General features: G+C 39.9%; 24 protein-coding genes. 3 read left to right on the top strand and 21 right to left on the bottom strand.

What is annotated here, in order from left to right; genetic code table 11:
- Window positions 1–22: 22 nt before the first annotated feature.
- From carB to otsB, 7 genes are all read right to left on the bottom strand, one after another.
- Complete coding sequence (gene carB, locus P9M13_04210) at window positions 23–3241, bottom strand: carbamoyl-phosphate synthase large subunit (protein MDP8262491.1); 3219 nt, start codon at window positions 3239–3241, stop codon at window positions 23–25.
- Window positions 3242–3589: 348 nt separating this feature from the next.
- Window positions 3590–3790, bottom strand: coding sequence for a hypothetical protein (locus P9M13_04205; GenBank protein ID MDP8262490.1), 201 nt, complete (start codon window positions 3788–3790; stop codon window positions 3590–3592).
- A 39-nt stretch (window positions 3791–3829) separates the two neighbouring features.
- Complete coding sequence (locus P9M13_04200) at window positions 3830–4015, bottom strand: DUF6485 family protein (GenBank protein ID MDP8262489.1); 186 nt, start codon at window positions 4013–4015, stop codon at window positions 3830–3832.
- Window positions 4016–4046: 31 nt separating this feature from the next.
- Complete coding sequence (locus P9M13_04195; GenBank protein ID MDP8262488.1) at window positions 4047–4523, bottom strand: CBS domain-containing protein; 477 nt, start codon at window positions 4521–4523, stop codon at window positions 4047–4049.
- Between the two features lie 12 nt (window positions 4524–4535).
- Window positions 4536–5318, bottom strand: a complete 783-nt coding sequence (locus P9M13_04190; GenBank protein ID MDP8262487.1) for a response regulator — start codon at window positions 5316–5318, stop codon at window positions 4536–4538.
- A gap of 14 nt (window positions 5319–5332) precedes the next feature.
- Entirely contained in the window at window positions 5333–7789 is a 2457-nt protein-coding gene (locus P9M13_04185; protein ID MDP8262486.1) for a glycosyl hydrolase family 65 protein, read from the bottom strand.
- Window positions 7764–9380, bottom strand: coding sequence for a trehalose-phosphatase (gene otsB / locus P9M13_04180; GenBank protein MDP8262485.1), 1617 nt, complete (start codon window positions 9378–9380; stop codon window positions 7764–7766). Before otsB ends, P9M13_04185 begins: the two co-directional genes overlap by 26 nt.
- Window positions 9381–9603: 223 nt before the next feature.
- Between otsB and P9M13_04175 the strand changes: the two genes are divergently transcribed.
- Window positions 9604–10722: a tetratricopeptide repeat protein gene (locus tag P9M13_04175; protein ID MDP8262484.1), complete on the top strand. Its 1119-nt coding sequence runs from the start codon at window positions 9604–9606 to the stop codon at window positions 10720–10722.
- 60 nt (window positions 10723–10782) lie between these two features.
- Here the strand turns inward: P9M13_04175 and P9M13_04170 are convergent, their stop codons facing one another.
- The 13 genes from P9M13_04170 to P9M13_04110 all read right to left on the bottom strand — a co-directional run bounded on the left by P9M13_04170 (window position 10783) and on the right by P9M13_04110 (window position 23355).
- Window positions 10783–10965 (bottom strand): DUF2892 domain-containing protein, encoded by a 183-nt coding sequence (locus P9M13_04170; GenBank protein ID MDP8262483.1) that lies wholly within the window; start codon window positions 10963–10965, stop codon window positions 10783–10785.
- Window positions 10966–11057: 92 nt separating this feature from the next.
- The gene (locus P9M13_04165; GenBank protein ID MDP8262482.1) at window positions 11058–12407 is read right to left on the bottom strand and encodes a hypothetical protein; all 1350 of its coding nucleotides are present in this window, start codon (window positions 12405–12407) and stop codon (window positions 11058–11060) included.
- Between the two features lie 3 nt (window positions 12408–12410).
- On the bottom strand, window positions 12411–13199 hold the full coding sequence (locus tag P9M13_04160) for an outer membrane lipoprotein-sorting protein (protein ID MDP8262481.1): 789 nt from the start codon (window positions 13197–13199) through the stop codon (window positions 12411–12413).
- Window positions 13196–16012 carry an MMPL family transporter gene (locus P9M13_04155; GenBank protein MDP8262480.1) on the bottom strand — a complete coding sequence of 939 codons (2817 nt, stop codon included), beginning with the start codon at window positions 16010–16012 and terminating at the stop codon, window positions 13196–13198. Before P9M13_04155 ends, P9M13_04160 begins: the two co-directional genes overlap by 4 nt.
- Window positions 15999–16184 carry a hypothetical protein gene (locus tag P9M13_04150; GenBank protein MDP8262479.1) on the bottom strand — a complete coding sequence of 62 codons (186 nt, stop codon included), beginning with the start codon at window positions 16182–16184 and terminating at the stop codon, window positions 15999–16001. The genes P9M13_04155 and P9M13_04150 overlap by 14 nt, the downstream gene beginning before the upstream one ends.
- Complete coding sequence (locus tag P9M13_04145) at window positions 16181–16453, bottom strand: metalloregulator ArsR/SmtB family transcription factor (GenBank protein MDP8262478.1); 273 nt, start codon at window positions 16451–16453, stop codon at window positions 16181–16183. The genes P9M13_04150 and P9M13_04145 overlap by 4 nt, the downstream gene beginning before the upstream one ends.
- Before the next feature lie 242 nt (window positions 16454–16695).
- Window positions 16696–17220, bottom strand: a complete 525-nt coding sequence (locus P9M13_04140) for a DUF302 domain-containing protein (protein ID MDP8262477.1) — start codon at window positions 17218–17220, stop codon at window positions 16696–16698.
- Between the two features lie 171 nt (window positions 17221–17391).
- Window positions 17392–19503, bottom strand: coding sequence for an adenylate/guanylate cyclase domain-containing protein (locus tag P9M13_04135; GenBank protein ID MDP8262476.1), 2112 nt, complete (start codon window positions 19501–19503; stop codon window positions 17392–17394).
- 2 nt (window positions 19504–19505) lie between these two features.
- On the bottom strand, window positions 19506–19757 hold the full coding sequence (locus tag P9M13_04130) for a hypothetical protein (protein ID MDP8262475.1): 252 nt from the start codon (window positions 19755–19757) through the stop codon (window positions 19506–19508).
- A gap of 31 nt (window positions 19758–19788) precedes the next feature.
- Window positions 19789–21192, bottom strand: a complete 1404-nt coding sequence (locus tag P9M13_04125; protein MDP8262474.1) for a glutamate decarboxylase — start codon at window positions 21190–21192, stop codon at window positions 19789–19791.
- Between the two features lie 208 nt (window positions 21193–21400).
- A complete protein-coding gene (locus P9M13_04120; protein ID MDP8262473.1) occupies window positions 21401–21556 on the bottom strand; it encodes a hypothetical protein in 156 nt (51 codons plus the stop codon).
- A 245-nt stretch (window positions 21557–21801) separates the two neighbouring features.
- Window positions 21802–22800 carry a patatin-like phospholipase family protein gene (locus tag P9M13_04115; protein ID MDP8262472.1) on the bottom strand — a complete coding sequence of 333 codons (999 nt, stop codon included), beginning with the start codon at window positions 22798–22800 and terminating at the stop codon, window positions 21802–21804.
- 51 nt (window positions 22801–22851) lie between these two features.
- A complete protein-coding gene (locus P9M13_04110) occupies window positions 22852–23355 on the bottom strand; it encodes a TrmO family methyltransferase (protein MDP8262471.1) in 504 nt (167 codons plus the stop codon).
- A 214-nt stretch (window positions 23356–23569) separates the two neighbouring features.
- Between P9M13_04110 and P9M13_04105 the strand changes: the two genes are divergently transcribed.
- Window positions 23570–25078, top strand: coding sequence for an FAD-binding protein (locus tag P9M13_04105; protein MDP8262470.1), 1509 nt, complete (start codon window positions 23570–23572; stop codon window positions 25076–25078).
- A gap of 14 nt (window positions 25079–25092) precedes the next feature.
- Entirely contained in the window at window positions 25093–25251 is a 159-nt protein-coding gene (locus P9M13_04100; GenBank protein MDP8262469.1) for a hypothetical protein, read from the top strand.
- Window positions 25252–25341: 90 nt separating this feature from the next.
- On the opposite strand, the gene P9M13_04095 is transcribed toward P9M13_04100, so the two are convergent.
- A partial coding sequence (locus tag P9M13_04095; protein ID MDP8262468.1) for a hypothetical protein occupies window positions 25342–26908 on the bottom strand: 1567 nt, incomplete at its 5' end.

The raw sequence follows: 26908 nt of genomic DNA, 5'->3' as shown, positions 1-26908 counted from the left end.
CCTACGCGGTGAGGATACCTAATTATACTGTTTCTGCGACAAGTTTCTGCTTATAGTCTTGCAGAGCTTTTGGTGCAATCTCACCTTTTAACTCTTCTTTAATACCTTCTACCGTTGCTTGTGCAGCTGCCATTGATGTTACATACGGTATTTTACGCTGCACTGCCATCATACGGATATAGCTATCATCATACTGGCTGCTTTTACCGGCAGGCGTATTGATGATAAGCTGTATTTCTTCGTTGGTAATAGCATCTGCAATATTTGGTCTTCCTTCATGCAGTTTCTTGATCTCTTTAGCTTCAATACCTTTTTCTTTAAGATACTTACAGGTATTTTCAGTTGCAAGAATATTAAACCCACATTTTACCAGCTCAGCTGCTATTGGCTCTAAGGTGTCTTTTTCACTGTCTGAAACAGTTAAAAGCACAGTGCCTTTTACCGGAAGAATCGCACCCGTCGCTTCCTGAGCCTTATAAAACGCAAGACCGAAACTATCACTCATTCCCATCACTTCACCCGTTGCTCTCATTTCAGGGCCTAATAAAGGATCTACTTCAGGGAACATATTGAACGGAAACACTGCTTCTTTCACACCGATAAACTGCATCTTACTCTGTTTGAGCTCGGGGAAATCTTTTATTTTCTTACCCATTACGAGCTGTGTCGCGACACGCGCAAGCGGCACTCCACGTACCTTTGATACTAACGGTACTGTACGCGATGCACGCGGATTTGCTTCAAGAATATATACTTTATCATCGGAAATCGCATACTGGATATTGATGAGACCAACTACATTCAGCGCCTCTGCAATCTGTGCGGTATTATCCTCAATGATCTTCAAATGCTCTGCTTTAATGTTTCGCGACGGGATGACACATGCCGAATCACCTGAGTGTACACCCGCATGCTCAATGTGTTCCATCACAGCAGCAACAAATGTCTCTTTACCGTCACATAACGCGTCAACCTCTACCTCCATCGCTTTTTCAAGAAATCGGTCAATAAGCATTGGATATTCCGGACTAACATTTATTGCCTCAAGTGCGTATTTGCGGAGTCTCTCTTCATCATAGATGATTTCCATACCGCGTCCGCCGAGCACAAATGACGGCCGAACCATTAATGGATATCCGATCTTTCGAGATATGACTAACGCTTCATCGAGTGACCGTGCTATACCTGACTCCGGCTGGAGAACGCCAAGCTCGATCATCTTCTCTCTGAATCGTTCACGATCTTCCGCAAAATTAATGCTTTCCGGTGTTGTACCAAACACGTTTACACCATTATCTTTTAATTCCTGTGCTATTGTAAGCGGTGTCTGTCCGCCAAACTGAACAATAACACCTTCAGGTTTTTCCTTTTCATATATCGTTAGCACATCCTCAACCGTAAGCGGTTCAAAATACAGTTTGTTTGACGTGTCATAGTCAGTTGATACTGTTTCAGGATTACAGTTGATCATGATTGACTCATACCCTTCATCACGCAAAGCAAATGCCGCGTGGACACAGGTATAATCAAACTCAATGCCCTGCCCTATTCTGTTCGGGCCTCCGCCAAGTATCATTATCTTTTTGTTCTTTGTTACCGGAACAAGATCTTCTCCCGGTGTATAGGTTGAATAATAATAGTACGCGTTTTCGACACCACTTACCGGTACCGGTTCGTAACGAGCTATCTTACCGAGAGCCACCCGTCTTTGCCTCACTGCTTTTTCTTCTACCTTAAATATCTTTGCCAAATACTTGTCTGAAAAACCCCATTCTTTCGCTTTAAGGAATTTATCATCGGGTACCTGGTCAAATGAAGTGGAAAGAATCTCCTCTTCGTACTCTACAAGCTCTTTCATTTCATTTAAGAACCATGTACCGATATAGGTGATACTGTAAAGCTCATCTACAGTCATACCTTTTCTGAGCGCTTCATACACAAGAAAAATGCGTTGGCTTGAAGGATAACTTATTAACTGCTTGATACGGTCAAGAGACAATTCATTAAAGTTTTTCGCATAACCAAGACCGAACTGACCGATTTCCAAGGATCGTATCGCTTTTAAAAACGCTTCTTTAAACGTTTTGCCGATACTCATTACTTCGCCGACGGCTTTCATCTGTGTCCCGAGGATATCTTTCGCTTGCGGGAACTTCTCAAATGCCCATCGTGCGAACTTTATTACAACATAGTCGCCGCTTGGAACATATTTTTCGAGTGTCCCTTCTTTCCAATACGGTATCTCGTCCATAGTGAAACCCGCAGCAAGCTTGGTTGAAACCAATGCAATAGGAAATCCTGTTGCCTTCGACGCCAGTGCAGATGAACGCGATGTGCGCGGATTTATCTCGATAACCACTAAGCGATCATCCTGTTTGTTGTGCGCAAACTGAACGTTTGTACCGCCAACAACTCCGATCGCCTCTACGATCTTATATGAATAATCCTGCATTTTCTTCTGCAATTCTTCCGGCACGGTTAACATGGGGGCGCAACAGAAACTGTCGCCGGTATGAACGCCCATCGCATCGATATTCTCAATAAAACAAACGGTAATTTTCTGATTCTTCTCATCACGAACAACTTCAAGCTCAAGTTCTTCCCATCCAAGCACAGATTCTTCAATCAGTACCTGATGGATAAGACTTACTGCTAAACCGCGCGCTGCGACTGTGCGTAATTCTTCAACATTATACACAAGGCCACCACCGGTACCACCCATAGTAAATGCTGGTCGTACCACAACCGGATAGTTTAATTTCTCAGCAACTTTTTCACATTCTTCAACGGTAAGACATACTTCTGATGCGGGAAGAGGTATACCGAGTTTATTCATTGTCTCTTTAAACGCGAGCCGGTCTTCACCACGCTCAATGGCATCTGCCTGAACACCAATAATTTTTATTCCATGTTTTTTAAGGATTCCCGCTTTACTGAGGTCTGATGAAAGATTTAATCCTGTTTGCCCGCCAAGATTAGGCAATAACGCATCAGGTTTTTCTATTTCTATAATCTTCTCTAAACTTTTAACGTTTAAAGGCTCAATATAAGTCTTATCAGCCATTCCGGGATCGGTCATGATTGTTGCAGGATTTGAATTAACGAGTACTATTTCGTACCCTTCTTTTTTTAATGCCTTACATGCCTGTGTGCCCGAATAATCGAACTCGCATGCCTGACCAATGACGATTGGTCCTGATCCAATGATCAATACTTTGTGAATATCACTTCTTCTGGGCATGACAACCTCCTCGTTACCTTTTTATCCACGCCTATGTAGATTGCTTACTGTAGAAATTTGAAGACATTCTCTTTTGAGTGCCACACTCCTATATATCAAAAATATGGTTGTTTGGCTATATGTTTGTGAGGCTCGAAAGACAGTGGCTTTTGCCAGCCGCCCTTAGGAAACGGGTAGCGTTTCCAAGAATTTGGTCCCCGTAGGGGAAACTATCCCATTTTTGAGGATTTTCCTAGAAAATCTAGGAAGGATTACTATGGTACACCGCGGCGGTAAGAGAATAGGATAGTTTAAAAAGGGGACAGTCCCTATTTATTCAAAATAAATGGGACAGTCCCCTTTTTAATTTCATTCAGGGGTGCCGATTTCGTCATAACCTTCGTCAGCTTCTGCCGGCAAACGAAAACTTTTATCTTCTTGCACTTCCATTGCTGTAGCTCTGTCTGCATTAGGATATTCCTTATAGCTTCCAATTTCTTTCGGAGCACATCCCACACACATCATACCCATTAAAGAAACAACACATACAATCTTTGAAAAAGTGTTCATTATGCCTCCTTTATTTAGCCCTTTATAGATAGGTTTCATCTATCTGTTTTGCATATAATTATCTATTGATCTGTCATACGTTTTTTCGGTTTCTTTATCAAAATAACATGCGGTAAGCTCACCGTTCTTTCGGTGGTACGCTACACATTCGCGGCAAATACCGTGCCGCGGACAGCCCGGATAGGTGCACGCACAATTCGGATTTCTGTTATCACTGTTTCCCATTACCTGAGGCTCCTTACTATTTACAATACTACTACAAATAAAGTTCTTTAACTATATTATAAAAGCTCTTAAAGACATCGCGCCTACCTACCACACCAACCATTCTTCCTTTATCAAACACCGGTATAGTATGTTTGTTGCGAAATTTCATTATAACAAGTATTTCATCTAATGAGGTCGTTTTCTTTACCTGGGATATTTCTGTAGACATGCTAAACCGTACCGTGGGGTTTGATACCGCAAGTTTTCCGTTTTCCATAACATCGCCGGATTTGATCATGTCCATAACAACAAATAAATCGTTCTCAGTAATAATACCGATTACTTTGCCTTTCTTATTAACAACCGGCATACCGCTTATGCGTGACTCTAACATAATCTCGGCAACATCTGCCAGATGCGCGTCCTCAGTAGTCGTTATGACATGTTTTGTCATAATATCGCCTGCTTTAACAGCTTTTAGTTTCCGTGTAAATGCCTTCAACTTACTTGTACTATTCTGTGCCATACCTGCCTCCTTTTAGACGAGAGGATTTATACAATGCATTTTTAGATGTTTTACTGCTGCTTCATGAAACTGTTTCTTAAAGTGGTCTTTATACATAAATTCGCATGCATGCAGTTTGGTGCATCTTCCTTTAACAATTTTTGCTTCCTGCGCTTCTTTTTTATTCATCTCACTTTTCTTTAATGCGCTACAAACAATGACCGGCACCTGAGTATTTTTAACACCTCTGCGGACAATGTGTATAGGGGTGTCATCCATATTGGTACTCATCTTATACTGAACAATGGCAATGCAATATCTGAACGATAGTGCATGATAACTATAGGTGTGTATATCGTGCATTAGATCGATCTGAAAACCGTATTTATCAATATTACTAATAATGTCATCTGCAGACTTTTTATCGCTCACTAAAACTAAAATCTTTTTTGTTAAAATATCTTTTATTTCATCAATAAGCAGTTTCACTGAATACGGCTTTACAAAATACTCGTCAACACCCATCGTTTCAAATGATTCCCGCATTGCAGCTTTACTCGTCTGAACAATAACCGGTATACGTTGAAAATCCTTGTCCTCTTTTAATATCTTAAAAAGCTGAAATCCGTTCATATCACCATCTAGATCAATTTCCATGACAATCAAATCAATCCAGGTAGAATTCAATACATCAATAGCATCTTTGCCGTTATGTGCAAAATCGACTAAATACCCCTCTTTTAATAACCGGGCTTCAAGCACTTCAGACAATACTGCGTCACCATCAACTATAAGGACTCTTTTTTCCTGGGTCATATAATCACCCTCCTTTACTTCTTTTTTAAAGGTATCGTACGCTTCGCACCATACAACACACGGTAACTTTTTCCCTGTACTTCAAGAGGGAAAGATTTTCTCTTTGTTTTTTTGCTTCGTATCTCTATTGTAAGAGAACTTTTTGTCACCGTAAAAATAAATACTGTTCCCTTAAATATAAATTGCACCCGGACAGAGTTCCACAATCGTGGAAGATGCGGATCAACCTTTATGTGATCGTACCGTATATCAATTCCCGCGAAACGGCGCATTGCTATATCAATTGATCCACCCATAACTCCCGTATGTATTCCTTCTGCAGTGGTTCCTCCCTGTGTATCATTCAAATCTGATTTGAGAACATTGGTATACCACGACCACCCTTCACGAACTCTACCTAACATATAGGCGATATAACAATGCACAATCATGCTGAGCGTAGATCCGTGACTTGTTCGCTTCTCATAATAATCATAATTCTTCCGGAGAATATTTATGTTCATCTGATAGCCTAACCGTTCAAACAACTCTTTCACTTCATCAAGAGGAAAGAGATAAAAAAGCATCAAAACATCAGCCTGTTTCGCTAACTTATACTCGTCGGGTGATTTTCCTTCAGATTTCAAAATTCTGTCCATACGATGAATATTTCCGTATTTTGTTCTATAGCTTTCCCAATCAAGTTCCTTAAGGTCAAAGTACCCGTCAAACTGGCTAATAATATTATCATCATTCATGACGATATTCATTTTACGGGTAATATCATCCCATCGTTTTAACTCCTGTTCGTTTACCCCTACTTTCTTAAGTATATTTCTTTGCTGACTAGGAGATAACACTTGTAAAACTTCTTGTGCTTTTAACAAAGTCCAGACAATCATCATATTTGAATATGCATTATCTTTTACCCCCGGTTCTGATGATAAGGGTAAGCGTTCGTGGAATTCGTCCGGGCCCATAATACCTTTTGTATGATACGCGTCGTCTTTTTTATCATAATAAGCAAGGCTTCCGCCAAACTGTGCTATTGATAGGATTAATTCAGCGCCATATTTATATAAAAATTCAATATCATTTGTATGTTTCCAGAATTGCCATACATTATAAGCAATATCAAAGGAAATGTGCCGCTGAATACAACTGAAGTCGGGACCCCACTTACCTGATATGGGATTTAAATGTATAGTTTGTGTTTCCTCAACACCTGTTGAGCCGCTTTGCCACGGAAACATTGATCCTCTATATTTATTTTTCGCGGCATATTTCCGTGCTTCCGGTAAACGATTATATCGATACATCAAAAGCGCTTTTGCGATAAGCGGTTCCTGGAGATAGAAAAACGACATAACGAATATTTCATCCCAAAAAATATGTCCCCGGTAAGATTCGCCATGCAATCCTCGTGCAGGAAGTCCTGCATCTATATTCTGATTATGTATGGAGGCGGTTTGTAAAAGATGAAATGTATGGAGACGTAACACCCTTTCGGAAAAGGTATCACCGCTTATCTCGATATCAAACATCTTCCAGAGTTTTCGCCATGTTTTTTTATGCTGATTAAATACTTGGTCAAATCGCGGTGCTTTTTTTACTGAATCACATGCTGCTTTAAGCGGGTTGCGTATATTTTTGTCTCGTGACGTATATATTGAGACACTCTTTTCAAATGTATACTTTTTCTTCCTCTGGGCATGAAAGTGTAGTTCCTGACATATCTTTTTCTTCTGAATAATTTCTGTGTGTACCGCCGGATGAATCTCACTTGCTCCTTTAAATACACGAAAAATTGAAGCCTGGACGATTATGACACGTGATCTACTTGTTTTCACTGAAAGATACACGCCATTTTTTCCCATACGACCAATTTTATCGAGTGTGAGGTGCTGAGAATTTAGTTCTTTGTACCGTGGAACACCAGTATTTTGTACCGTACCATCAAGCACCGACCGTACCGTTACAGTATCATCATAGTTTTCGGGAATAATGGTATATTTAATTGCCCCGCAATGCGGATCAGCCATACTTGCAATAACATGTGTCTCAACTGTTGTCCTGTGACCTTCTTGGTCTTGAATACGATACTTTCTGGTGAGGATACCGCTTTGCATATTGAGCACTTGTTCGTATGAGAGGATTTCACGTAGAGAGACTCTGTTCCAGTTACCGGTGCCGACTTTAAATGTGAGGATAAGCCAGTTCGGGCAGTTTACAAAATCTTCGTTATATATGTTTTTGCCTGCTATAGGGGTCGGGATCTTGTTAAACACTCCGGCCATATACATTCCGGGATAATTAATACGGGTCGCAGGTGTTTCAATCACAGCGCCGCGTACACCAAAATACCCGTTCCCAAGAGTGCACAGTGATTCCCGTAACCCTTCCTGAACAGGATCGAAATGATTATACGTAAGTTTCCAACAGGAAGTATCTTTTGACTTTTTTTGGTTAAGAGCTTGAAATGATTTTTTCAAAAAGGGTCTTTACCTCATCAGGTATTGATACTTGAAAATCTGCAGCTGACGGTCTCGTTGATTCATCAACGAGTATTCCTGTGCCCCGTGTACGAATAAATCGAAATGCGTTTTCATCAGTTACATCATCACCGATATATATCACAGATGATTTCAACCACGTAATCTTTAATGCGCTCATTATCCACCGAATAGCTTTACCCTTATCCCATTCAATGTTAGGCAAAATCTCAAATACTTTTTTACCGTTCATAAGCCGCAGAGAATGCTCACTCTTTACTACTTCTTCAACAACACGGATGATCTGCGGTAAATGTTTTTCATCGACTAACCGATAATGCACTGCTACAGAGAATTTTTTCTCTTCAATAATCACTCCATCAATGGTTCCAAGCTCTTTTTTGAGATGGACTATAACTTTATCGACAATGTGAATCGTTTTTTCGGCTTCATGCTGTACCATTGAAAAACCAGGACCAGCAATATCAAAACCATGACTGCCTGCATAGAATATATTTTCGATACCCAGTAGATTCTGTACATCTTCTCTCATTCGGCCACTAACGATAGCAACGGTATACTTTTCGGCAAGTTGTTTTACGGTTTGGCGCATATCCTCAGATATCACCGCGAGCTCTGGTCTTTCAACGATCGGGGTAAGTGTCCCGTCATAATCAAGAAAAATGACCGGTTTTTTCTTACCAAAAAAAGCCCATTTGGCCGGCCTAAAATAACAGGGGTTGATTGTCCCTACGCATTTCATTTCTGATTCCATGCCAACAAGGTCTCTTTGTGAGCCCCGAGTATCCCACGAAGAAGAAAGTGGCCGAGCAGTTTTATGAAACCACTCTTCGACACATCCTAACGTCACTCCCTCCATATCACACACAACAACGTCTGCACCATTACGGTTAAGCTCTGCTACATTATCTTTTCTGGCAATACCTAAAACCAAACCAAACCCACCGTTCCTACCGGCACGCACTCCAGAGCTAGCGTCTTCTACCACAACTGCCCGTGCGGGAATCGTCCCCAACTGTTTTGCCGCTAAAACAAATATGTCCGGTTCAGGTTTTCCATTAAGATGAAGCTTAAGTGATACCTCCCCATCAACACGTGTTTCAAAGAGGTGTTCTATACCCGCATTTTGGAGTATGGGAAGACAATTGCGTGACGATGAGGCAACTCCTACTTTAATACCTTTTTCATGTAAAGAATTGATAAATGCTATCGTAGAAGGATAGACATCAGCACCTTCTTTATCAAGTGCTGTACGAAAAGTGTCATTCTTTTTATTTCCTATCCCGCATACCGTTTCCCTATCAGACGGATCAGTCATTGCGCCGAAAGGAATTCTAATATTTCTTGATTTTAAGAAGCTTTTAACGCCATCATAGCGGGGTTTACCATCAACAAACTGGAGATAGTCACCGTCAATCGTGAACTCTTTATACGGTTCATTATATTTCTCTTCTCTGAAATGGAGATATTCGTCAAAAACCATCTTCCAAGAGGTCGCATGGACCTTTGCAGTGGTTGTAATGACACCATCAAGATCAAACACTACTGCATCAAATGAAAATTTACTCAAAACTACCCCTTATAAAACCTTGTTTGGCTACATATCCCCTTGGACTTTAGTGATTATATCTAAATTTTTTCACTTTGGCAAGTAAAGAATGTCATTTTTCAACTAAATGGGAGCGATCCCCTTTTTTGAGACCATATCTGTTTTGCATGGACTATTATTCTTGATATGGTATATTTATGTTTAGTTTATTTACCCTGTCAAAACATAAAACAATGGGGGTATTATGCACACATCTAGATTTATCTCTGTAGCATGTATATTTCTTGCAGCTTCTCTGATCTGTTACTCCTGCGCTAAAGGTCCGGACTATTCCCCTGAAATTAAAAGATTACAGGAAGTAGTTAACGAAAATCCTGATAATCCTGTAACGTACGAAAAATTGATCATAGCACTAAATAAAGACTCCTATTATAAGGAGGCATTACAATACGCTACAGAAATATCAGATATTAAACCTGATTCACCGATCGGCTTGTTTTATATGGGTGTCTGCAATGAAAAACTCAAAGACTGGAATGCGGCTGAGGAAAACTATAAGAAATTGTGTGAACTTTTTCCTGAAAACATCAACGGTTATAAAAGATTAGGAACATTGTATTATAAAAAAGGCGATTTCAGCAAATGTATAGATACACTCAAAAAAGCGCTTACGCTGAATACTGCCGATACCGCAATACGCATAAACACGTTGCTGTTCATAGCAAACGCATACTATTACAATGGTGATATTGATAGCGCATACGCATCATTAGACACCATATTAGAGATAGAACCTGATAACAAAGAAGCGCTCTATGATTACGGACTGTTTAAATTGCGTGAAAACAACTATTCTGATGCTATACAATATCTTTCCAAATTAGTTTACGAAAATCCCAAAAAGGCTTTACCATACTTCAGGTTAGGTAAAGCCTATTATCATTCCAGACAACTTGACAAGGCTAAAGAAGCATTTTGGAATGCGGGCCAGTTTGACCCCACACTAAAAATACTTGCACGATTAGTATATGCACAAAATCTAGGAAGCACTTATAATGAAATTAATTCGGCTATAATAAAGGTCTTAGAAGAATATAATTACCGTCAGGGAGACACCTTTATCGTTAAGGGTATGGTTGAAAACATGGGATTAGAAGTCGCAAAAGACGTCAAGCTCACCGTGCAGTTCTATGATAAAGATAACAATTTATTGGAACAGACTTATTTTACTACATCGCCACGCAATCTCAGGCCTGAACAGTACACTTTTTTTAAAACAGAAATCCCTTATTCAGAAAAGATCTCTCACGTAAAAGTTGAACCAAGCTGGCAAAAACGTTCAACACACATTAGATTTAAATAGGGACTGTCATACTACTTGCACCGCCCCGATAAATCGGGGCGATGCAAAAGCTATCGCTGTTTAACGCATCCCTAATTTTTTAAGGATGGTTATCATCGGACACCAGTTAGTAAATGCTGATTGCAAGAGATTCACTCCGATAAAAGCGGTAAATAAAAGCCACCAAATACTCACAAAATACGCTAAGGCTAAACTGATAAGAATAAGACCTCCTGAGATACCCCTCAATAATCTTTCTATCATATGTGTTCCTTTCTCGTAATAATAATTAAAATGCTTAGAAATAGGCACTGTCCCTATTTCTAGTGGTTATTTAAATAAAGGGAACGAAGTTCCTAGAAGCTATACCTTACGCGTACATATATGTTCTTGTTTTCTTCTGCCTGACCAAACTCTGTGTAATCGTTCTCTCCCCAAAAAAGATTTGCTCCGAGTGTCGCTTTCAGCCGGTCATTAATGTCATAGGTTACCGAAGGGCGCCAATAGGTATCCACATCTGTCGGTGAGAAAAATATAAATGAATTAACATGTAATGTCTGCTGGAAAAAATCTTTCCTGAACGAAAATGTCAGAAGCTGCTTAAAATGATCGCGTTTATAATCTCCCGGCATCAGACTTCTCTTAAATCTGCTGTATTCCAGCATTTGCTCTACGTAATACTGAAAAACGATATTAATATCGTTTTTCAGATCTTGTGCGTACCCCACCAGATATTGTACCGATGAGTTCTCAAGCATTCTGTTTGTGCCGTCCTTATTATCAAGACTGTATTTATACCCAACTTCTGTACTTACTATACCGTTAAAAAGTGGTCCACGCGCACTGCCACCAAACACCAATACCGGCGGATAATACTGTTCATCCTTATTATTCTTAAATCCTCTGGGATTTTTATAAAAACCCCGGAAGAAATACCCTGCCAGTTCATACCGATCGACAGTTCTAAAAAGTCGCAGAGCTATTTCTGTCTGCTCAAACTGATGAGGAGGTTTGCGTAAGTATCGCTCAGATTCCTGACCTGTGATTCTTCCTTTATATGGATCATAAAATGATAACCGGTCACCGCTCATGACAATATTCGGCTGAAACCACGGGATAAAAACCGCATCAATATTGACTATCGGTGTATAAAAAGATGTCTTCACCGCGTCAGACGGTACTTTTAGATATTCATCGTCCCTACCGATAAAAAAAGATATGTAATCTTTTGGGAACATATCATTAATAAAGATATAGTCCCCAACCCCCCAAGTAAGGATCTGCCGGCCAGCCTTGACATCAAAAAACTCCATCGGGTTTGTAAACAAACTAAACTCACGTGTATTGTACGAGATATTTCCAACGTACTCATCCACTAACAGTTCTCCACGATATTTTAACTCGGTTGCCCAATCTTCAAGAAACCCGGGGAAATGCGGATAATATGCTGTCTCAAGCTGTAGACGCTGCTCAGCCATATTAAATACTGAATGTTTCGTATTTGATTTTGGCGTGAGCCGCTGACCGTAATTACCTTCGAGAAAACCTTTTATCGGCGTAAAATGTTCCTGATAATATTCTTGCATTGTTGTTACAAACGAAGGGCTTTTATCTATTTCCTCAGCTGATACACCTTGAGAAATAACCAACCCAGAAAACGCCACAACGATTAAGCAATATACACTCTTTTTTATCTTCAGCCCCATTTTCTAACGCACCCATTTTCGCGGTGCTCTTCGTAAATACCGCTCAGTAAAAACATCATCTCCAAGACCAACATCATATTGCACTTTCTTGAATTCTGAAACAGTATTGCCACCAGTCTTAAGATTAGACACCTTTGATTTCACTACCGTAGGATATCCTTGTATATCTTTGACCTCCAAAGCTTCAATAATACGGTATTTGTTCCCGCCCTGATCATAATACTCAATTTTTGTCGGTAGGAAATTCTTTTTGTCCACCCATACCTTGTATGAGGCAAACTCTACCGCACTTTTTTCTTTAGGCACATTATTCAAGATATAATATTTATCGGTTTCTTCAATAAGCTCATGCGTATCTTCTTCTATTCCGCGACCGGAAACATCTTCATACAGGAAATCTGATCCCGCAAAGCTTGTTCTTTCATCATTTGCCGATATCCTTCTTACAAGGTCAAGCGCCGGTAGATAAAGCCACCTGTCGTCGTCACTACCAATATGTTTCCATACCATAAATACCATGTTGCGTACATCCGCCGGTTTTTTAAAATGAACGTAAAACTTCTGTTCACCGCCGTCTTCTTTATCTAAGCGCAATATGGTGAACTCACGCATACGAGTCCTCCCCTGATTGTCAGTAATAGTCATCTCAACGCGCGCTTTACCGTCTTTTCCCTGATAAAACGCCATTTTATTTGCTTTATCAACTATTTCATCAACGGTAACGGCATACGATACATTCGTAAAAAACGTAAGACATATAATCCCAACCATCATTAATAAAATCTTTTTCATGACTTCTCTCCTTTGTTTTCAATTGTATCGGTTTTGCATCTCCTGCGCATTAAACAGCACCCAAACGGCACTAGTATAAAACTCGGTACAACATACCACATAAGACTGCTCCATGGTATTCCCGCAAATTGATGGATATTAAGCGCTACAAATACTATGAGTGAAGCGATCATAATACCACACGTAGCACAGTTACACGCAAGTTTTACTTGTGACATATCTTTACCGAATAAATATTTTTCCAATACTTTAATCATAGCGGGCAAAATAACCAAAGTAGCGATACCCGATACAGCTAATATTGCCGCCAAAAACACCCCTACAGTTTTATACGGCATCAACGGTGCCGCAAGAAGAGGTAAAAACCCGACTGCAATAACTATAACGTTTCGTGCAATAGCTCTTGCCGGTTCACCAAATACTTTTGTCACCGTTTTTTTCCAGCTGCCAAATTCTTCATACATTACCCGTGCACGGGACAAAAAGTGGATAGAAAAGTCCACTGCCAGCCCCAGTGTCAGTGAAGACAATACCGCTATAGGCATATCATAATCTTTACCTACAAGACCGATCGCGCCATAAATAAAACCGATCGTAACCGTTAAGGGAATCATACATAAAAAGCCCCATAACGCTGACCTGAAGAGAAAGGTCATCATCAAAAATACTACGAGAAAACTGCCAATAAAAGCCTGCATCATACCACTAACCATCTTCTGCTGCCATACAACATTAATATAGGTAAGACCAAACCAATTAAATGATAACGGTACCGGCGGCTTGTGTGTCTTTATATACTGATCTATATAATCAACCATCTGCGACATATCTTTATTATCACCGCTTTTCAGCTGTATCCACAAAGCAGTTTTTTTATAGTCTGTTGATACAAAATGCCACAGATCATGCGGCCGGTGACTATTTTGAAATGTCAGCAAACATTGCGCAACCGCATCACTCGTATCAGGTATGCGAAACTCTTCGTCTTTACCTAAAAGGAGCTCCCTGTGTACCGTTTTTACGATATCTGAAAGGGAATTAGATTTACCAACAAAACCTGTTTTCAGAAGTGCTTTTTGAAGATCCGTTATATAGTTTAATACTCTAGGATCTTTAAACACCTGTCCACGCTGTTTTTCCTTATCAACAAAATAAGCCAGATCTTCCCATTGATCTATGGTATCCTCACCGGCAGAATCTATCTTCTTTTCACAAGATTCGGTCATGTTTTCTAAAAACCGTTCTTTGGTCAATTCTTGACCTTTATTCTTTTCGGCTTCATCTTTAAATTGGTCGTAGATCGCACTATTGACATCATCATTCTTTACACGTTCCAATAATTCATCTATAAACGTATGCAAAGGTACATCTTTTTGATCGGACTGAAGCGTTAAATATGACATATATGTACCGCCAAAATGATGATTTAACACACGGTCCGCCACACGTATCGGATGTGATGGAGTAAACCAACGAATAGGATTATCATTGATCTGAATTTTACTGATACCATAAATCGCTATTACACAGAGTACTAACGACATGACAATAATGAGTTTTGCCCTTTTAAACGTGAAATACGACATACCAAACATCAATTTTCCAATAAACGTGTTTGGGACACCAGTTTCATGATGCGTCGCCCCAAAGTTTTCCAGCGATTTTTTCGGTAAAAGCATTATATATGCCGGAATAAAGATGATTGTAAGCACCCATGCGGACATAACACCGATTGCTATGAATACTCCAAACACCTGCACCGGCGGGATAGGGGTCAAGGCAAGTGAACCAAAACCTGCGGCAGATGTTAGAGATGTATACAACATTGGTTTGAAAAGATCTTTCATAACAACCCGTATAGTATCTTTACGATCTTTATACTGCTGATACCGCTCAAAGAACTCTGATAAAATATGTATCGAATCAAGTACCGCAATCGGCATTATAAATATTGGTATCATTGAGCTCATTATGTGGACCGTGTTTCCCGTACCGATCAAAAGCCCCATTGTCCATATCACAGAGACCATGGCAACTATCATCGGAGAGATAATAAGCACCAGTTTGCGAAAGAAATACAGCATCAAAAGAAAGATAACAAACATGGCAAGCGGTGCCGATACTGCCATCTGCACGAACATTTCCACACCAAAGGTATCCTCTGCGACAGGAAGCCCGGTAATATAATATTGTTCATCACCGTTTAATGTTCCGATTTTCTTTTTCAGGCTTGTATACACCTTATGACTGAGATCTTTTGATGTAAGAGGAATATAGAGGCACAGTGCTTTCCCGTCATCTGAAAGTAACGTATCTTTAAGAAACGGTATTCTTTGAGCACGGTCACGTATAAGCAGCGCATCAACTTGCGTGTCAGGCGGTTCTTTCATCAACCAGCTGAAGTTAACAACACCGAGCCCACCTTGCTCTATGTTATCGACAGTAGAAGGAGCTATAAGATCTACCTCGATTACACCTGCTTGTTTTTCAGGATCATCTTTATCCTGCCACCTGAGTGTTTTTGTATATTCGGTTAACTCGTATATTTTTTTAAGCGAATCAGGATTAAAAACACCGTTAGGATTCTTTTCATTAACAATACCCAGAACTACCATATCATGAAACGCAAACTCCTTTTTCATCTTGTCGTGAAAAACACGTACCGCTTCATTTTTCGAAAGCATGTTTTCAGGATCAGTATCAATTTTAATCATCGGTATAAGCGCGCCAAGAACCAGTGTCAGCGCAATCATTATCCCGATAATAAGTTTTGGATGCATCAATGCATATTCTGTTACTTTATTCCCTTTCATAATTCACCTTTCCGCAAATTGCACCGCACTGTTTTTCTTTTAATCGCTTTACGGTTTCGTCTACCGTATAGTTGCTTTCCTTAACAACGATCATGAGTCTCGGCATCAGAACAAACACTGAAATGCCGCATACAATCATTCCGACAACTACTCCACCAATATATTTTTTCATACATCTACCTCACTCTCTATTACGCGTAACAGTTTTTTGATATTTTTATCAATAACTTTATAACATGTTCTCACTCCATCTTTGTGTGAATGAATTATTCCCTGCGATCTTAGTATTCCCAGATGCTGTGATACCGTTGATTGCGGCAGTCCTAACGAATCGACAATCTTATTAACGTTACATTCATGCTTCAGTAAACCGCATGCTATACGCAACCGCACAGGATGCCCTAACGCCTTTAAGAGTTCACTCTTTTTTTCGTAGTTCATATTTGCTCCTTCTATCGTTATATTGTTATATTACGATATAACGATATATATGTCAATAAGTTTTTTAACCACTCTCTTACAACGTCAGTGTATGTCATACAGTAAAGTTTCATACTTGGTGAAAGGTATCTTTAAGAAACAGTATCAATCTTAATTAAAGAGACAATAGCTCCTAAAAATATGGTAATCGCAATCAATGCCCCTGTAATATTTTCGGATAAAACACCACGTAATGTGCTATATTATTTGTTTTCATGCCCCACTTTTCCACAGATCACGTTACATTCTTCTCTCTTAACAACAGCACTAATAATTCTGTTTTCATCTACGGAAATTTTCTCTCCCATAATCTTATTTACAACACCGCCATATATCTTCGCTATTAGACCCATATTCATTTTGGAAATATATACCTTACCATCTTCCCCCTCATAAACAGCAATAGAAGGCGGCATCATACATGCTAATTCTCTATGATCTTCTAATATTTCTTTTGCATATTCCGCTTTGCTAAATTTAATTATCTTTATTTTTGGCTTTAACTTCACCCCAGCTCTAGATAATGACTCATTAACGTCACTCTCAACAAGGACATGCCATTTTTCTTTTTCTATCGCCTTCGCTAAATGTTTAATCGTTTCATCTATCGTGTATTTACTTTCCTTTACTAAAAGCACATATTTAGGCACTAAAACAACTGACGCGCCTACACATACAGCTATACCAATAACAAAACCAAAAACAAGACCGATTATTACTTTTTTCATTTTGCAACCTCCTTTTGAAGAAGTATTAAAAGTTTTTGAACCCTTTTATCCACCACTTTATAACATGTTCTAACACCATTTTTCTGTGGATGAATAATTCCCTGTGCTCTTAAAATCCCCAGATGTTGCGATATAGTTGATTTCATCAGCCCTAACGAATCATGGAGATTACTATTTATCTTTGTATTGCGTAATGCCGGACCATGAATCGTCCGGAGGATTGGTAAGATATTGCCTACATAAATGCAGTAATCGTTTTGTCGCTGAATCACTCGGGGTTTTGTTTATTAATTCTTCTAATACAACAGATGCTTTCTTAAATTTTTTATCAGAATACATTCTCAAAGCTTCTTCATATTTCTTTACAGATACTATTCTCTCCTCGGACACGTCGCCTGATCTACCAATAGGCTCATATATTTTCACCGCATTCTTTTTCCCTTTTACGTTAACGGTATCAACCAATCTCCAGACATACTCTTCGCCTGTCTTATTTTTTACCGTTTCTGCTGCAAGAGCGCCTGTTCCATAAAAACGATTCAATCCTTCAATACGGCTTGATAAATTAACCGTATCACCCAAAACGGTATAACTTAAACGTGAACGTGCCCCAACATTTCCGACCGTCATCGATCCTGTTGCAAGACCAAATCGTGTAGGCAAAGCCGGCAACCCCTTTTGCACCCAGCGTACATTATTAGCTTCTAATTCTTTAAGACAGTTCAATACTGCGCATACCGCGTGCTGTGCATGATGAATATCCGGAAGCGGCGCACCCCAAAAAGCAACTATGGCATCCCCTATAAACTTATCGATTGTCGCGTTATGTTTTCGTAACACTTCGATCATGCTTTCAAAATATTCTTCCATGAGAGATGTTATACCTTCAGGAGACATCTGTTCAGCTATTGAGGTAAATCCCTGTATATCCGTAAAGAGTACTGTCAACTCCTCTGTGGTACCCCCTATTTTTGCAACTTCACCCTTTTTCACTAGTTGTTTAACCACTTCAAGAGGAACATACTTTGAAAAAGATTGTAGCGCTGAAAGCATCTGAGCCTGCGTATCAACGAGCTCCTTCACCTCTACAATACGAGTATTAATGTGCGCCATATCTTTATCGAGATCAAGGTCACGGATACGCCGTGCCTCCTGGGCGAGTATTTCAAGAGGCCGACTGTAATTACGGGCAACATAACGGGCCAAAAATATTGCTAAGACAATAGTCACAACAATAATAAATAATATAATAATCCTCTGTTTGTAGAGCCAAGGCAAAATATCTTTTTCAGGCATAGCAACACCGATTAATAGCCTGAGATTCCCAACGGTAAATACCCGGCTCCCGCCCCACCACGACACATCTTCGCTGGTAAAATGAAATGGCTTAACCTTCTCTGCCGGCAAAAGCTTTTGTTGCGCTTCAAAAAGATTCTTGAGCGGCATTATACCGAGTGACTGGTACGACGTGAATACTTTCTGCTTTATCTGTGTATCAGTAACAAAACGTTCACTTTTTGGTAGACCGATAACTTTACCGTCTTCGGTAGTAACAAAAGCCATACCGTGCTTGCTAATGGCAAACTGTGTCGTAAATTTTGATATATCAAGCAGCAGAACATCATATGCCACCACATATTGAATATCCGCATCTCCCACTATTGTTGATGCTGTAATACCTGGTTCTTGTGTAGTGAAAAAAGTATATGGCTCAGTCCAATATATCTCATTTTCATCAGTAAGAGTCAATGCGCCCTTAAACCATGGTCGTTTTCGAGGATCATAATCTAAAACTTTTTCCCATTTATCAAGTAACGTCTGAGCATCTTTCCAGCTCATCCATTGTGTTCGCTGTCCTCTCTCTGGGATGTTCGTAAGGCGATTCTTCCACAGTTTATCTGCGCGGAGCAGCAAATACTCTATTCCTTTTACATCTGCAAACAGTATGGAAGATACATTTGGGTTTTCTTTCAGCAAAGGGATTAACAAGAGGTTGAGCGCTTTTGGATCACTGTGATCCAATAACCCTTCTTGAGCCCAATCACGAGCAACAAAGAGATTCCTTTTCACAGAATCAAATAATTGATTAAGCTCGGCTTCGGTTTGATCTAGAGAACTTTTTATGTGACTTTGAGAAAAATGAGTAATAGCGATGCGTGAACCATAAAAATAGCTCGTGGCAAATATCGCACCTGATGCAAGTAGTATCAAAAGTATCATGTGCTGTGTCAGACTACGTTGAATCGTTACATAATACTCTTTAAACCATTTAAAAGAATTCATTATTACTCAGCCTTTTTCTCTGACGTTGGTTTTTCTTCGCGATTTGGCTGAAACAGGGTGTTTCTCGGCTCAGCACCTTCCTTCTCATCCAGGATTTCAATAGAAGGCTTGCTTTTTTCTTTCTCCCGTCTTAACTCATAATTTTTTTGAAACGCCTGATTTTCAGCTCCAACACGTGGTATTGGCCCAAAGGCATATGCAGAACCGCACAGCATCAAGACAAATAAAGAAGACAATAATACTAACTTTTTCATACACCCTCCTTACTATTCATTACACTACTCTTTAACAGCGTATTTTTCCTTTTGTCTTTCTCGTTGTTGGTTTATACCCTGGTTGGTTTTTGTAATGGTCAAGAATACGGTTAATATCTTCAAGTAAAAGCTCTGCCATATCACGGCTAAACCCTTCTTTAACAACAATACGCAACACTGCCATATCCTCACAATTTTCAGGCAACGTATATGCCGGGACAAGCCAGCCACGATGCCGCAACATCTCTGATATATCAAAAACCGTATAATTTACTTTTGCCTTGTCTTTGATCTTAAATGCAAAAACCGGTATATCTTTACCGCGTGTGAGACACTCAAACGGTCCAAGTTTTTCAATTTTACCCGATAAATACACCGCTACGTCTTGAGACGCTTGTTGTATGCGTTTATACCCGTCAAATCCTAACCGCAAAAAATTGTAGTATTGAGCTACGATTTGATTTCCCGGTCTGGAAAAATTTAACGCAAATGTCGGCATATCACCACCAAGATAATTCACATGAAACACAAGATCTTCCGGAAGCTCCGCTTTATCACGCCAGAGAGCCCAACCAACACCGGGATACACTAAACCGTATTTATGTCCCGATACATTGATTGACTTAACCCATTTTAAACGAAAATCCCATTGAAGTTTTGGCTGCAGGAACGGAGCTATAAATCCTCCGCTTGCAGCATCAACATGAAGAGGTATATCGTATCCTGTTTTTTTATTAAATGTATCGAGGGCATCATCTATTTTTTTAATGGGCTCATATTCACCGGTAAATGTTGTCCCTAATATTGCTGCAACACCAATCGTATTTTCATCACATCTTTTTAATACTTCTTCCGGCGTAATACTATAACGGCCTTTTTCCATAGGAATGAGCCGTGGCTCGATTTCCCAATAACGGCAAAACTTATCCCAACATATTTGGACATCTACACCCATAACCAAGTTCGGTTTATCTGTAGGCTTACCCTTCTTTTTCATCCGCTCTTTCCATTTCCACTTAAAAGCCATACCACAAAGCATGACAGCTTCACTTGATCCCGTTGTAGAGCAGCCAACCACATCTTTTTCATTTGGCGCATTATAGAGATCCGCCAATATATTGACACAGCGCATTTCCAACTCCGCGGTTTGAGGATATTCGTCTTTATCAATCATATTCTTATCAAATGTTTCAGCCATCAATTTGTTTGCTTCAGGATCCATCCACGTCGTTACGAATGTTGCAAGATTGAGCCGTGCATTGCCGTCAAGCATGAGTTCATCATGTACAAGCTGGTACGCATCACGTGAGGTCATTTCTTTTTTTGGCATTGTATATTTTGGCACTGGCGCACTCAACTCGCGTGAACCGAATGTCGGATACAACATCTCATCTTGCAATCCAGATTTTTTTGCTTTATGTTTTTTATGTAGCATATGATATCCCCTTTATATTATTAAGATAGTGCAATTAAAAAAGCATTGAAATATAGACTGTTTGGTTGAAAGGATATACGAAAAGGACAATGATCTAAAAATCGCATATTTACAAATTGTTCCCACGTAGTAGAAATTATTATGGCTGTACAACGAAACACAAAAAAACGGTCCGATAGTTTATAGAGCCGTCTTTAATTTGATCTCATTACTTTTGTACGTGTGCTCGTCTCAAATGCATCATAACGTGATCCATCTCACCAAACTTGAAATAAAGATCGCTCATCATATACGCAGTTGCAACAACATAGAACATCACGGCTATAAAAAGTAGTATCTTAAAAAATGGTCGCACTTTGTTCATTATGACCCCCGTATATATAATATGAACCGTTACTTACAACTAGTGAGATGGTAACACAGTAAAGAATGACGTAAAAGACAAATATATAAAGTATACTGAACAAATCTATATTCTTTTGAGAAATTCAAAGTTACATAGTCTGATTTCAGGTATGCCGTTTTTATCTTTTACCAACGCGCCTTGCTATTCTTCTAATATTCCTATTTTTACCGGCACGAAGGATTATTTAATTATATATACTTGCATTATAAAATTTTACAAAGAGTGTCCCGAATATTTCGTGCAGCGGTATACCCTTGCGCAATAGTTTCTTTACCGCGGAAAAACTCTAACGGAGCGACAAAAGACGTGTCTGGAGTTATAACAATATCTGCGTCCTTTACCTTAGATTTTGCTAATTCATATTCCATTGCCATTATCGTCCGGGCAATAGTTTCGAACATATTCGGCATTTGAGGTTCAAGAGGCTGCTTCCTGCTATTAAGCTTCTTTTTGAGTGTACCTACAATTTCCTGTAAAGCACTGACCGCATCGGCGTTGTCTTCCATGATGCTCATAACCACATTATTCACTCTTTCAAATATGACACTGTCGCTTTTCTTTTTCACCACCGGAACCTTTATCGTTTCTTTTTTCTTGAACGGAATCGGGAGGGTTTTTGGGTCATTTATCACATTACACGCAATAACAAATGTCGCGCCCATATCTTTAACTACATCTATCGGTATCGGATTAACAATCCCTCCGTCGATCAGGTACCGCTCTTTTATTACGCCCGTACGTGCATCACCGCCGGAATATTTTACGGGCATGAATATTGCCGGAATAGAGATACTGGCTCTCACCGCTTCAACAACCGACCCTTCGTGTATAACGATCTCTTCGCAGGTATTCGCGTCGGTCGCGACAATCGAAAGCGGAATCTTCAGGTCCTTGAATTCTATGTCGCCAATGATGCTTTTTAATAGCTCTTTTACCTTCTTTCCGTGAATAGCTCCCCTGAAAAGGAACGCAAAATTCGGATCCGTAAGACGGAACATTTGTTTCCAATCGACCTTGAGCGCTATCTCTTCGAGAAAAGTTATGTCACCAGAGGTGGCATAGCACGCACCGACAAGCGCCCCTATGCTCGAACCGGCTATCATGTCTATATCGACATTTTCTTCTTGAAGTGCCTTTAAAACGCCGATATGAGCAAGCCCTCTAGCCGCGCCGCTTCCTAATGCCAATCCTGTTTTATGCATCAGCACTCCTTTTGTATCCATTGAAAGTGTGTTTATGTAAAGGAAAAGCTGTTACTTCTTTTTCCATCTCATTTTAATATCTAATACAGGCGTACCATTAACCGCATCTAGCCCTTCAACAACCAACATGGTTCCACTGACTTCAAGAAGCTGAACATCTTGAATACCAATTCTTGAGAGCCTATCCGGCGTACGTGAAGCGAATACCCCCACTTTTTTACCATCATATCCACGTTTAAATTTCGACCGTACCATTCGGGACTTATGCAAATAATACACCACCGTAAGACCACTCTCTTCTTCCAGTTTGTACATAAATCTCTTTTGCGAATCAAATAGCTCAATGCGAGACACATTGCCCTTTTTAGACAAGCCAAAATCACTGCTATCTCTGTCCTGTTCATTTAAAACAAAACCGATCGGATAGAAACTAACAGGAGAAACATCCCCAAATAGACACCTGTAACACAGTGTCTTATTGTCAATAATAGAGCACTCATCTTTAGAACACCTAGCTCCGCATTCTACACAATCAATAGCTTCTTCTTTTGCCATATTTACCTCTCTAAAGATTTGCCAACATTAAATAGATATAACCTTATAGCAAATGACGGTCAATTTAATTATAAGCTTATCTATGCATCCTACAAAGCAAAAAATATGCACATTATTACACCCACACATTACGAAAAAACTCTCTCCGGAAATGGGTATACATTATGTCTATTTTTGGATAAACTGCTCGCATCAGAACATAAGGAGGTATCACATGGCAATCGTAACCGTATCTGAAAACTGTACAGGATGTAAAGCATGTATAAAAACGTGCCCACAGATGATATTGGCCCTCGGTAAAAACAAAAAAATGTACGTAGCGGACCATGATAGATGTATGAGTTGTTACGGTTGCGAAGACGTGTGTGAATCTAATGCGGTATTTAACAAAAAAGCTCCTCTCCCCAATATGAAGGAAGATGAGATCCAGACTGAACAGAACCAAACCATAGAGCCTGAATACGACGTTATTATTGTCGGTGCGGGACCTGCAGGTCTGGGTGCAGCCATTAGCTGCGCAAGAGAGGGTCTCAATACTGCAGTGTTTGAACGATTACCAAACAGGAATGTTTCACATCATGCTGACGGTGGTATACTCTTCAGTTTTCCGGGTGCAACAACCATGAAGAAAACTGAAGGCTTTTTAGAGTTTCCGGAAATTGAGTTTAAGCTCAAAGATGACTTTATACATTCAAAAATGGAATGGCTGACAGCGGACGGACCCGACGGATACTGCTTTGATGATACGTTTAAAAAAGGAATGACGGGTTATGTAGCTTCAAAAGACGCACTCGTACACCAACTTGCTGATGAGGCGCAAAATAGCGGCGCCCACCTCTTTTACAATACTAAAGTAAAAGACTTTATCTATGATGACGGGAAAATCGTCGGAGGCATTCTTTTGGATGGCACCAATGTGCACTCAAAGGTGGTCGTTACTGCTGATGGCATACTGGCAAACCTCTCTGAAAAAGCCAAAATACCGGTAAACAAGAACGCGCAAGGGTATGTACAATATCAAACGTTCGTTTTCGAAAAACCACAAGGCCTCAAAAGCGGTTACAGTTTCGTAATGGGAGATCTAAAGCTTGATGAAGATTTTCCCCCGGCTGTTGCAGGTATCGGTATTGCAAACAATGTTGAAATGTCTCTGGTACTCTATTCAAACACGAAATACTACTCATTAAAGAAACCGATGGATCATTACCTGAAAGTATTTATCGAAAGTGATTCTCGCGTGAAAAAATACTTTGGAAATAATCCGGACTCATTGAAATTTATAACTCAAAAAGGCACACGATTAAGAGTGCGTGACCTCTGTAAGGACAATGCAGTAGACGGTGCCGTGGCAATCGGTGACACCTGGGTAGCAGGCGCACAATTAGGCAATATCAACTCACTGGCAAACGGTATCTATGCCGGAAAAGAGCTCAAAAAAGCGTTTGATAGAAATGATTTTTCAAAAGAATCGCTCAATAACGTTTCTCATTTCATTAATAAAGACATTGAAACCGCCGTAAACCAGGTAGCTAAAATGATGATGTATCCGATAACAATGGATGCGGAAACATTAACAAAATATTTTGAGATCTTTCGACCTCTTAACTATCCTACGTTCTTTTATGGCAATAATATGCAAATTGGTCTGATGATGATGGGCTTTATGGCTAAAAACTTTTTTAAGATCTTAAAAAATCCGAAAATGTTTCAATATATGAAATAGTATTTGGGTTCGGTATGGACCGCCTTCCAAATGGTAGCTCGCTTTGGGAGAAAACCCAAGAGGATGAATTACCTGATAAGATAAAAAGAGAAAATATAATACAGGCAAGAAACATAGAAAATCTTAGAATTTTAAACATTATAAAATCCACCGATTTACTAGGATTATATTAACCTTAAATAGCGTTGGGAAAAGTAAATTTATTTGAGTGTTATATCCCGATAAATCGGGATATTCTTTAAATAATTGCTGTTTCCACTCTATTATGGTTTCAACCTATCTATAATAAGTCGATATGAGGAAATAGCTTCTATAGAATTGCTGCCGGAGAAAGGTCCTTCATTATAAATCTCTTTTGTAGAATCTTCGGATTGTTCGGTATTAAAGAGCAACATGCCTTCCTGTGTTCCGTTGATACACCACTGAACGCTGTATAAAGATGAGATAGTGTTGTATAATGATGCGACGACGTTTTTGGCTTTATTGAATTCAGTGCTGGTTACACCGCTTGGGACTGCTTTGTATTTAATCGTCAAGGTTCCATTAACATAAGCTATGCCGTATCCCAAAAGTGAAGTATATCCACTAGGAATAATCGTATATGTTCCCTCACTTGTGGCTCCCTGAGATGTTCCGGAATAAGTAAGTGTTCCACTGAATGTTATGGTCGATGTGTCTCCATTAACAAGTCCGCTTTTTGTAACACCGTTTCCTCCGGAATACGGAACTCCGCTATACGTAAAAGTTTCATCTTTAGCCGTAACGGTTGCTGTAGGTTCTTCTCTATATATAGCATAATCGCCTGTTCCTAATGCGGTAGTATAATTGGTCACTATTTCATCGCTATTATAACGAAATCTACCGCTGCCTGATCCGACACAAGCTGTCAGGCCTGTGCTGCCGCTAACGCTTCCTGTATAAAATGTAGCCCGCCCTCCGACACCAACAGCAACAGCACCTCCATTAATAATTATACTGCCTCCGGTTGAGATACCAACAGCCGTACTTTTGCCTGCATTAAGTTTTACAGCGCTTGCGGTAGCGTCGGTAGTATTAATGGCACCGGTAAGTGTTAAATCACCGGTTAGGGTAGCAACATCAACTGTTCCTGTTGATGTGACAGCGCCCAAGCTCATTGCATTAGCGTCTATCAGGCTTAAGTCTTTTACGGAGACAACAGTTACTGCTCCTGTGAAATCATTACTGGTGTTAGAAAATGTTACATCGTTTGCGCCTGCAGTGATGCTTGTCGTACCAGTTACTGTTAAAGCGCCGCTTTGCGTCAGGTCTCCACCCGTTTGCAATGTTAGGGTCCCTGATATTGTTGAAGAGCCTAAGTCCATTGCATCAGTATCGCGAAGGCTCACATCATTCCCGCTTACTATTCTCACTCCACCGGTAAAATCATTTGTAGCAGTTGTTAAAGTAATGTTATTTCCCGCTCCGGCTGTTACATCTGTTGTTCCTGTTACAGAATATGCTCCGCTTTGTGTTATAGCACCGCTGGCAACAGCTATCAGATCTCCGCTTACTGCACTCACACCGTTTGCATTCCCCAATACCAAAGCATTTGTGTCTGTAATGCCTACATCATTTCCACTTACTATTCTCACTCCACCGGTAAAATCATTTGTAGCAGTTGTTAAAGTAATGTTATTTCCCGCTCCGGCGGTTATATCTGTTGTTCCTGTTACCGCTAATGAACCACTCTGCGTCAAGCCTGCGCCTGTCGCTGTTAAGTCACCTGTTAATGTCAATGCCTGTAGATCTAATACCGTCGTGTCCAAAACTGATACATCCAGAAGGCTCCCGCCGGTACCAACAAATGCT

Source organism: Candidatus Ancaeobacter aquaticus (assembly GCA_030765405.1).
GTDB classification, from domain to species: Bacteria; Auribacterota; Ancaeobacteria; order Ancaeobacterales; family Ancaeobacteraceae; genus Ancaeobacter; species Ancaeobacter aquaticus.
The sequence above is the reverse complement of the archived record's forward strand: the minus strand, read 5'-3'. Positions and strand labels throughout refer to the sequence as shown.

Bases quoted from the DNA above. Each gene is read 5' to 3' on its own strand.
- carB (MDP8262491.1), bottom strand. From the start codon at position 3,241: ATGCCCAGAAGAAGTGATATTCACAAAGTATTGATCATTGGATCAGGA.
- P9M13_04205 (MDP8262490.1), bottom strand. From the start codon at position 3,790: ATGAACACTTTTTCAAAGATTGTATGTGTTGTTTCTTTAATGGGTATG.
- P9M13_04200 (MDP8262489.1), bottom strand. From the start codon at position 4,015: ATGGGAAACAGTGATAACAGAAATCCGAATTGTGCGTGCACCTATCCG.
- P9M13_04195 (MDP8262488.1), bottom strand. From the start codon at position 4,523: ATGGCACAGAATAGTACAAGTAAGTTGAAGGCATTTACACGGAAACTA.
- P9M13_04190 (MDP8262487.1), bottom strand. From the start codon at position 5,318: ATGACCCAGGAAAAAAGAGTCCTTATAGTTGATGGTGACGCAGTATTG.
- P9M13_04175 (MDP8262484.1), top strand. From the start codon at position 9,604: ATGCACACATCTAGATTTATCTCTGTAGCATGTATATTTCTTGCAGCT.
- P9M13_04170 (MDP8262483.1), bottom strand. From the start codon at position 10,965: ATGATAGAAAGATTATTGAGGGGTATCTCAGGAGGTCTTATTCTTATC.
- P9M13_04165 (MDP8262482.1), bottom strand. From the start codon at position 12,407: ATGGGGCTGAAGATAAAAAAGAGTGTATATTGCTTAATCGTTGTGGCG.
- P9M13_04160 (MDP8262481.1), bottom strand. From the start codon at position 13,199: ATGAAAAAGATTTTATTAATGATGGTTGGGATTATATGTCTTACGTTT.
- P9M13_04155 (MDP8262480.1), bottom strand. From the start codon at position 16,012: ATGAAAGGGAATAAAGTAACAGAATATGCATTGATGCATCCAAAACTT.
- P9M13_04150 (MDP8262479.1), bottom strand. From the start codon at position 16,184: ATGAAAAAATATATTGGTGGAGTAGTTGTCGGAATGATTGTATGCGGC.
- P9M13_04145 (MDP8262478.1), bottom strand. From the start codon at position 16,453: ATGAACTACGAAAAAAAGAGTGAACTCTTAAAGGCGTTAGGGCATCCT.
- P9M13_04140 (MDP8262477.1), bottom strand. From the start codon at position 17,220: ATGAAAAAAGTAATAATCGGTCTTGTTTTTGGTTTTGTTATTGGTATA.
- P9M13_04135 (MDP8262476.1), bottom strand. From the start codon at position 19,503: ATGAATTCTTTTAAATGGTTTAAAGAGTATTATGTAACGATTCAACGT.
- P9M13_04130 (MDP8262475.1), bottom strand. From the start codon at position 19,757: ATGAAAAAGTTAGTATTATTGTCTTCTTTATTTGTCTTGATGCTGTGC.
- P9M13_04125 (MDP8262474.1), bottom strand. From the start codon at position 21,192: ATGCTACATAAAAAACATAAAGCAAAAAAATCTGGATTGCAAGATGAG.
- P9M13_04120 (MDP8262473.1), bottom strand. From the start codon at position 21,556: ATGAACAAAGTGCGACCATTTTTTAAGATACTACTTTTTATAGCCGTG.
- P9M13_04115 (MDP8262472.1), bottom strand. From the start codon at position 22,800: ATGCATAAAACAGGATTGGCATTAGGAAGCGGCGCGGCTAGAGGGCTT.
- P9M13_04110 (MDP8262471.1), bottom strand. From the start codon at position 23,355: ATGGCAAAAGAAGAAGCTATTGATTGTGTAGAATGCGGAGCTAGGTGT.
- P9M13_04105 (MDP8262470.1), top strand. From the start codon at position 23,570: ATGGCAATCGTAACCGTATCTGAAAACTGTACAGGATGTAAAGCATGT.
- P9M13_04100 (MDP8262469.1), top strand. From the start codon at position 25,093: ATGGACCGCCTTCCAAATGGTAGCTCGCTTTGGGAGAAAACCCAAGAG.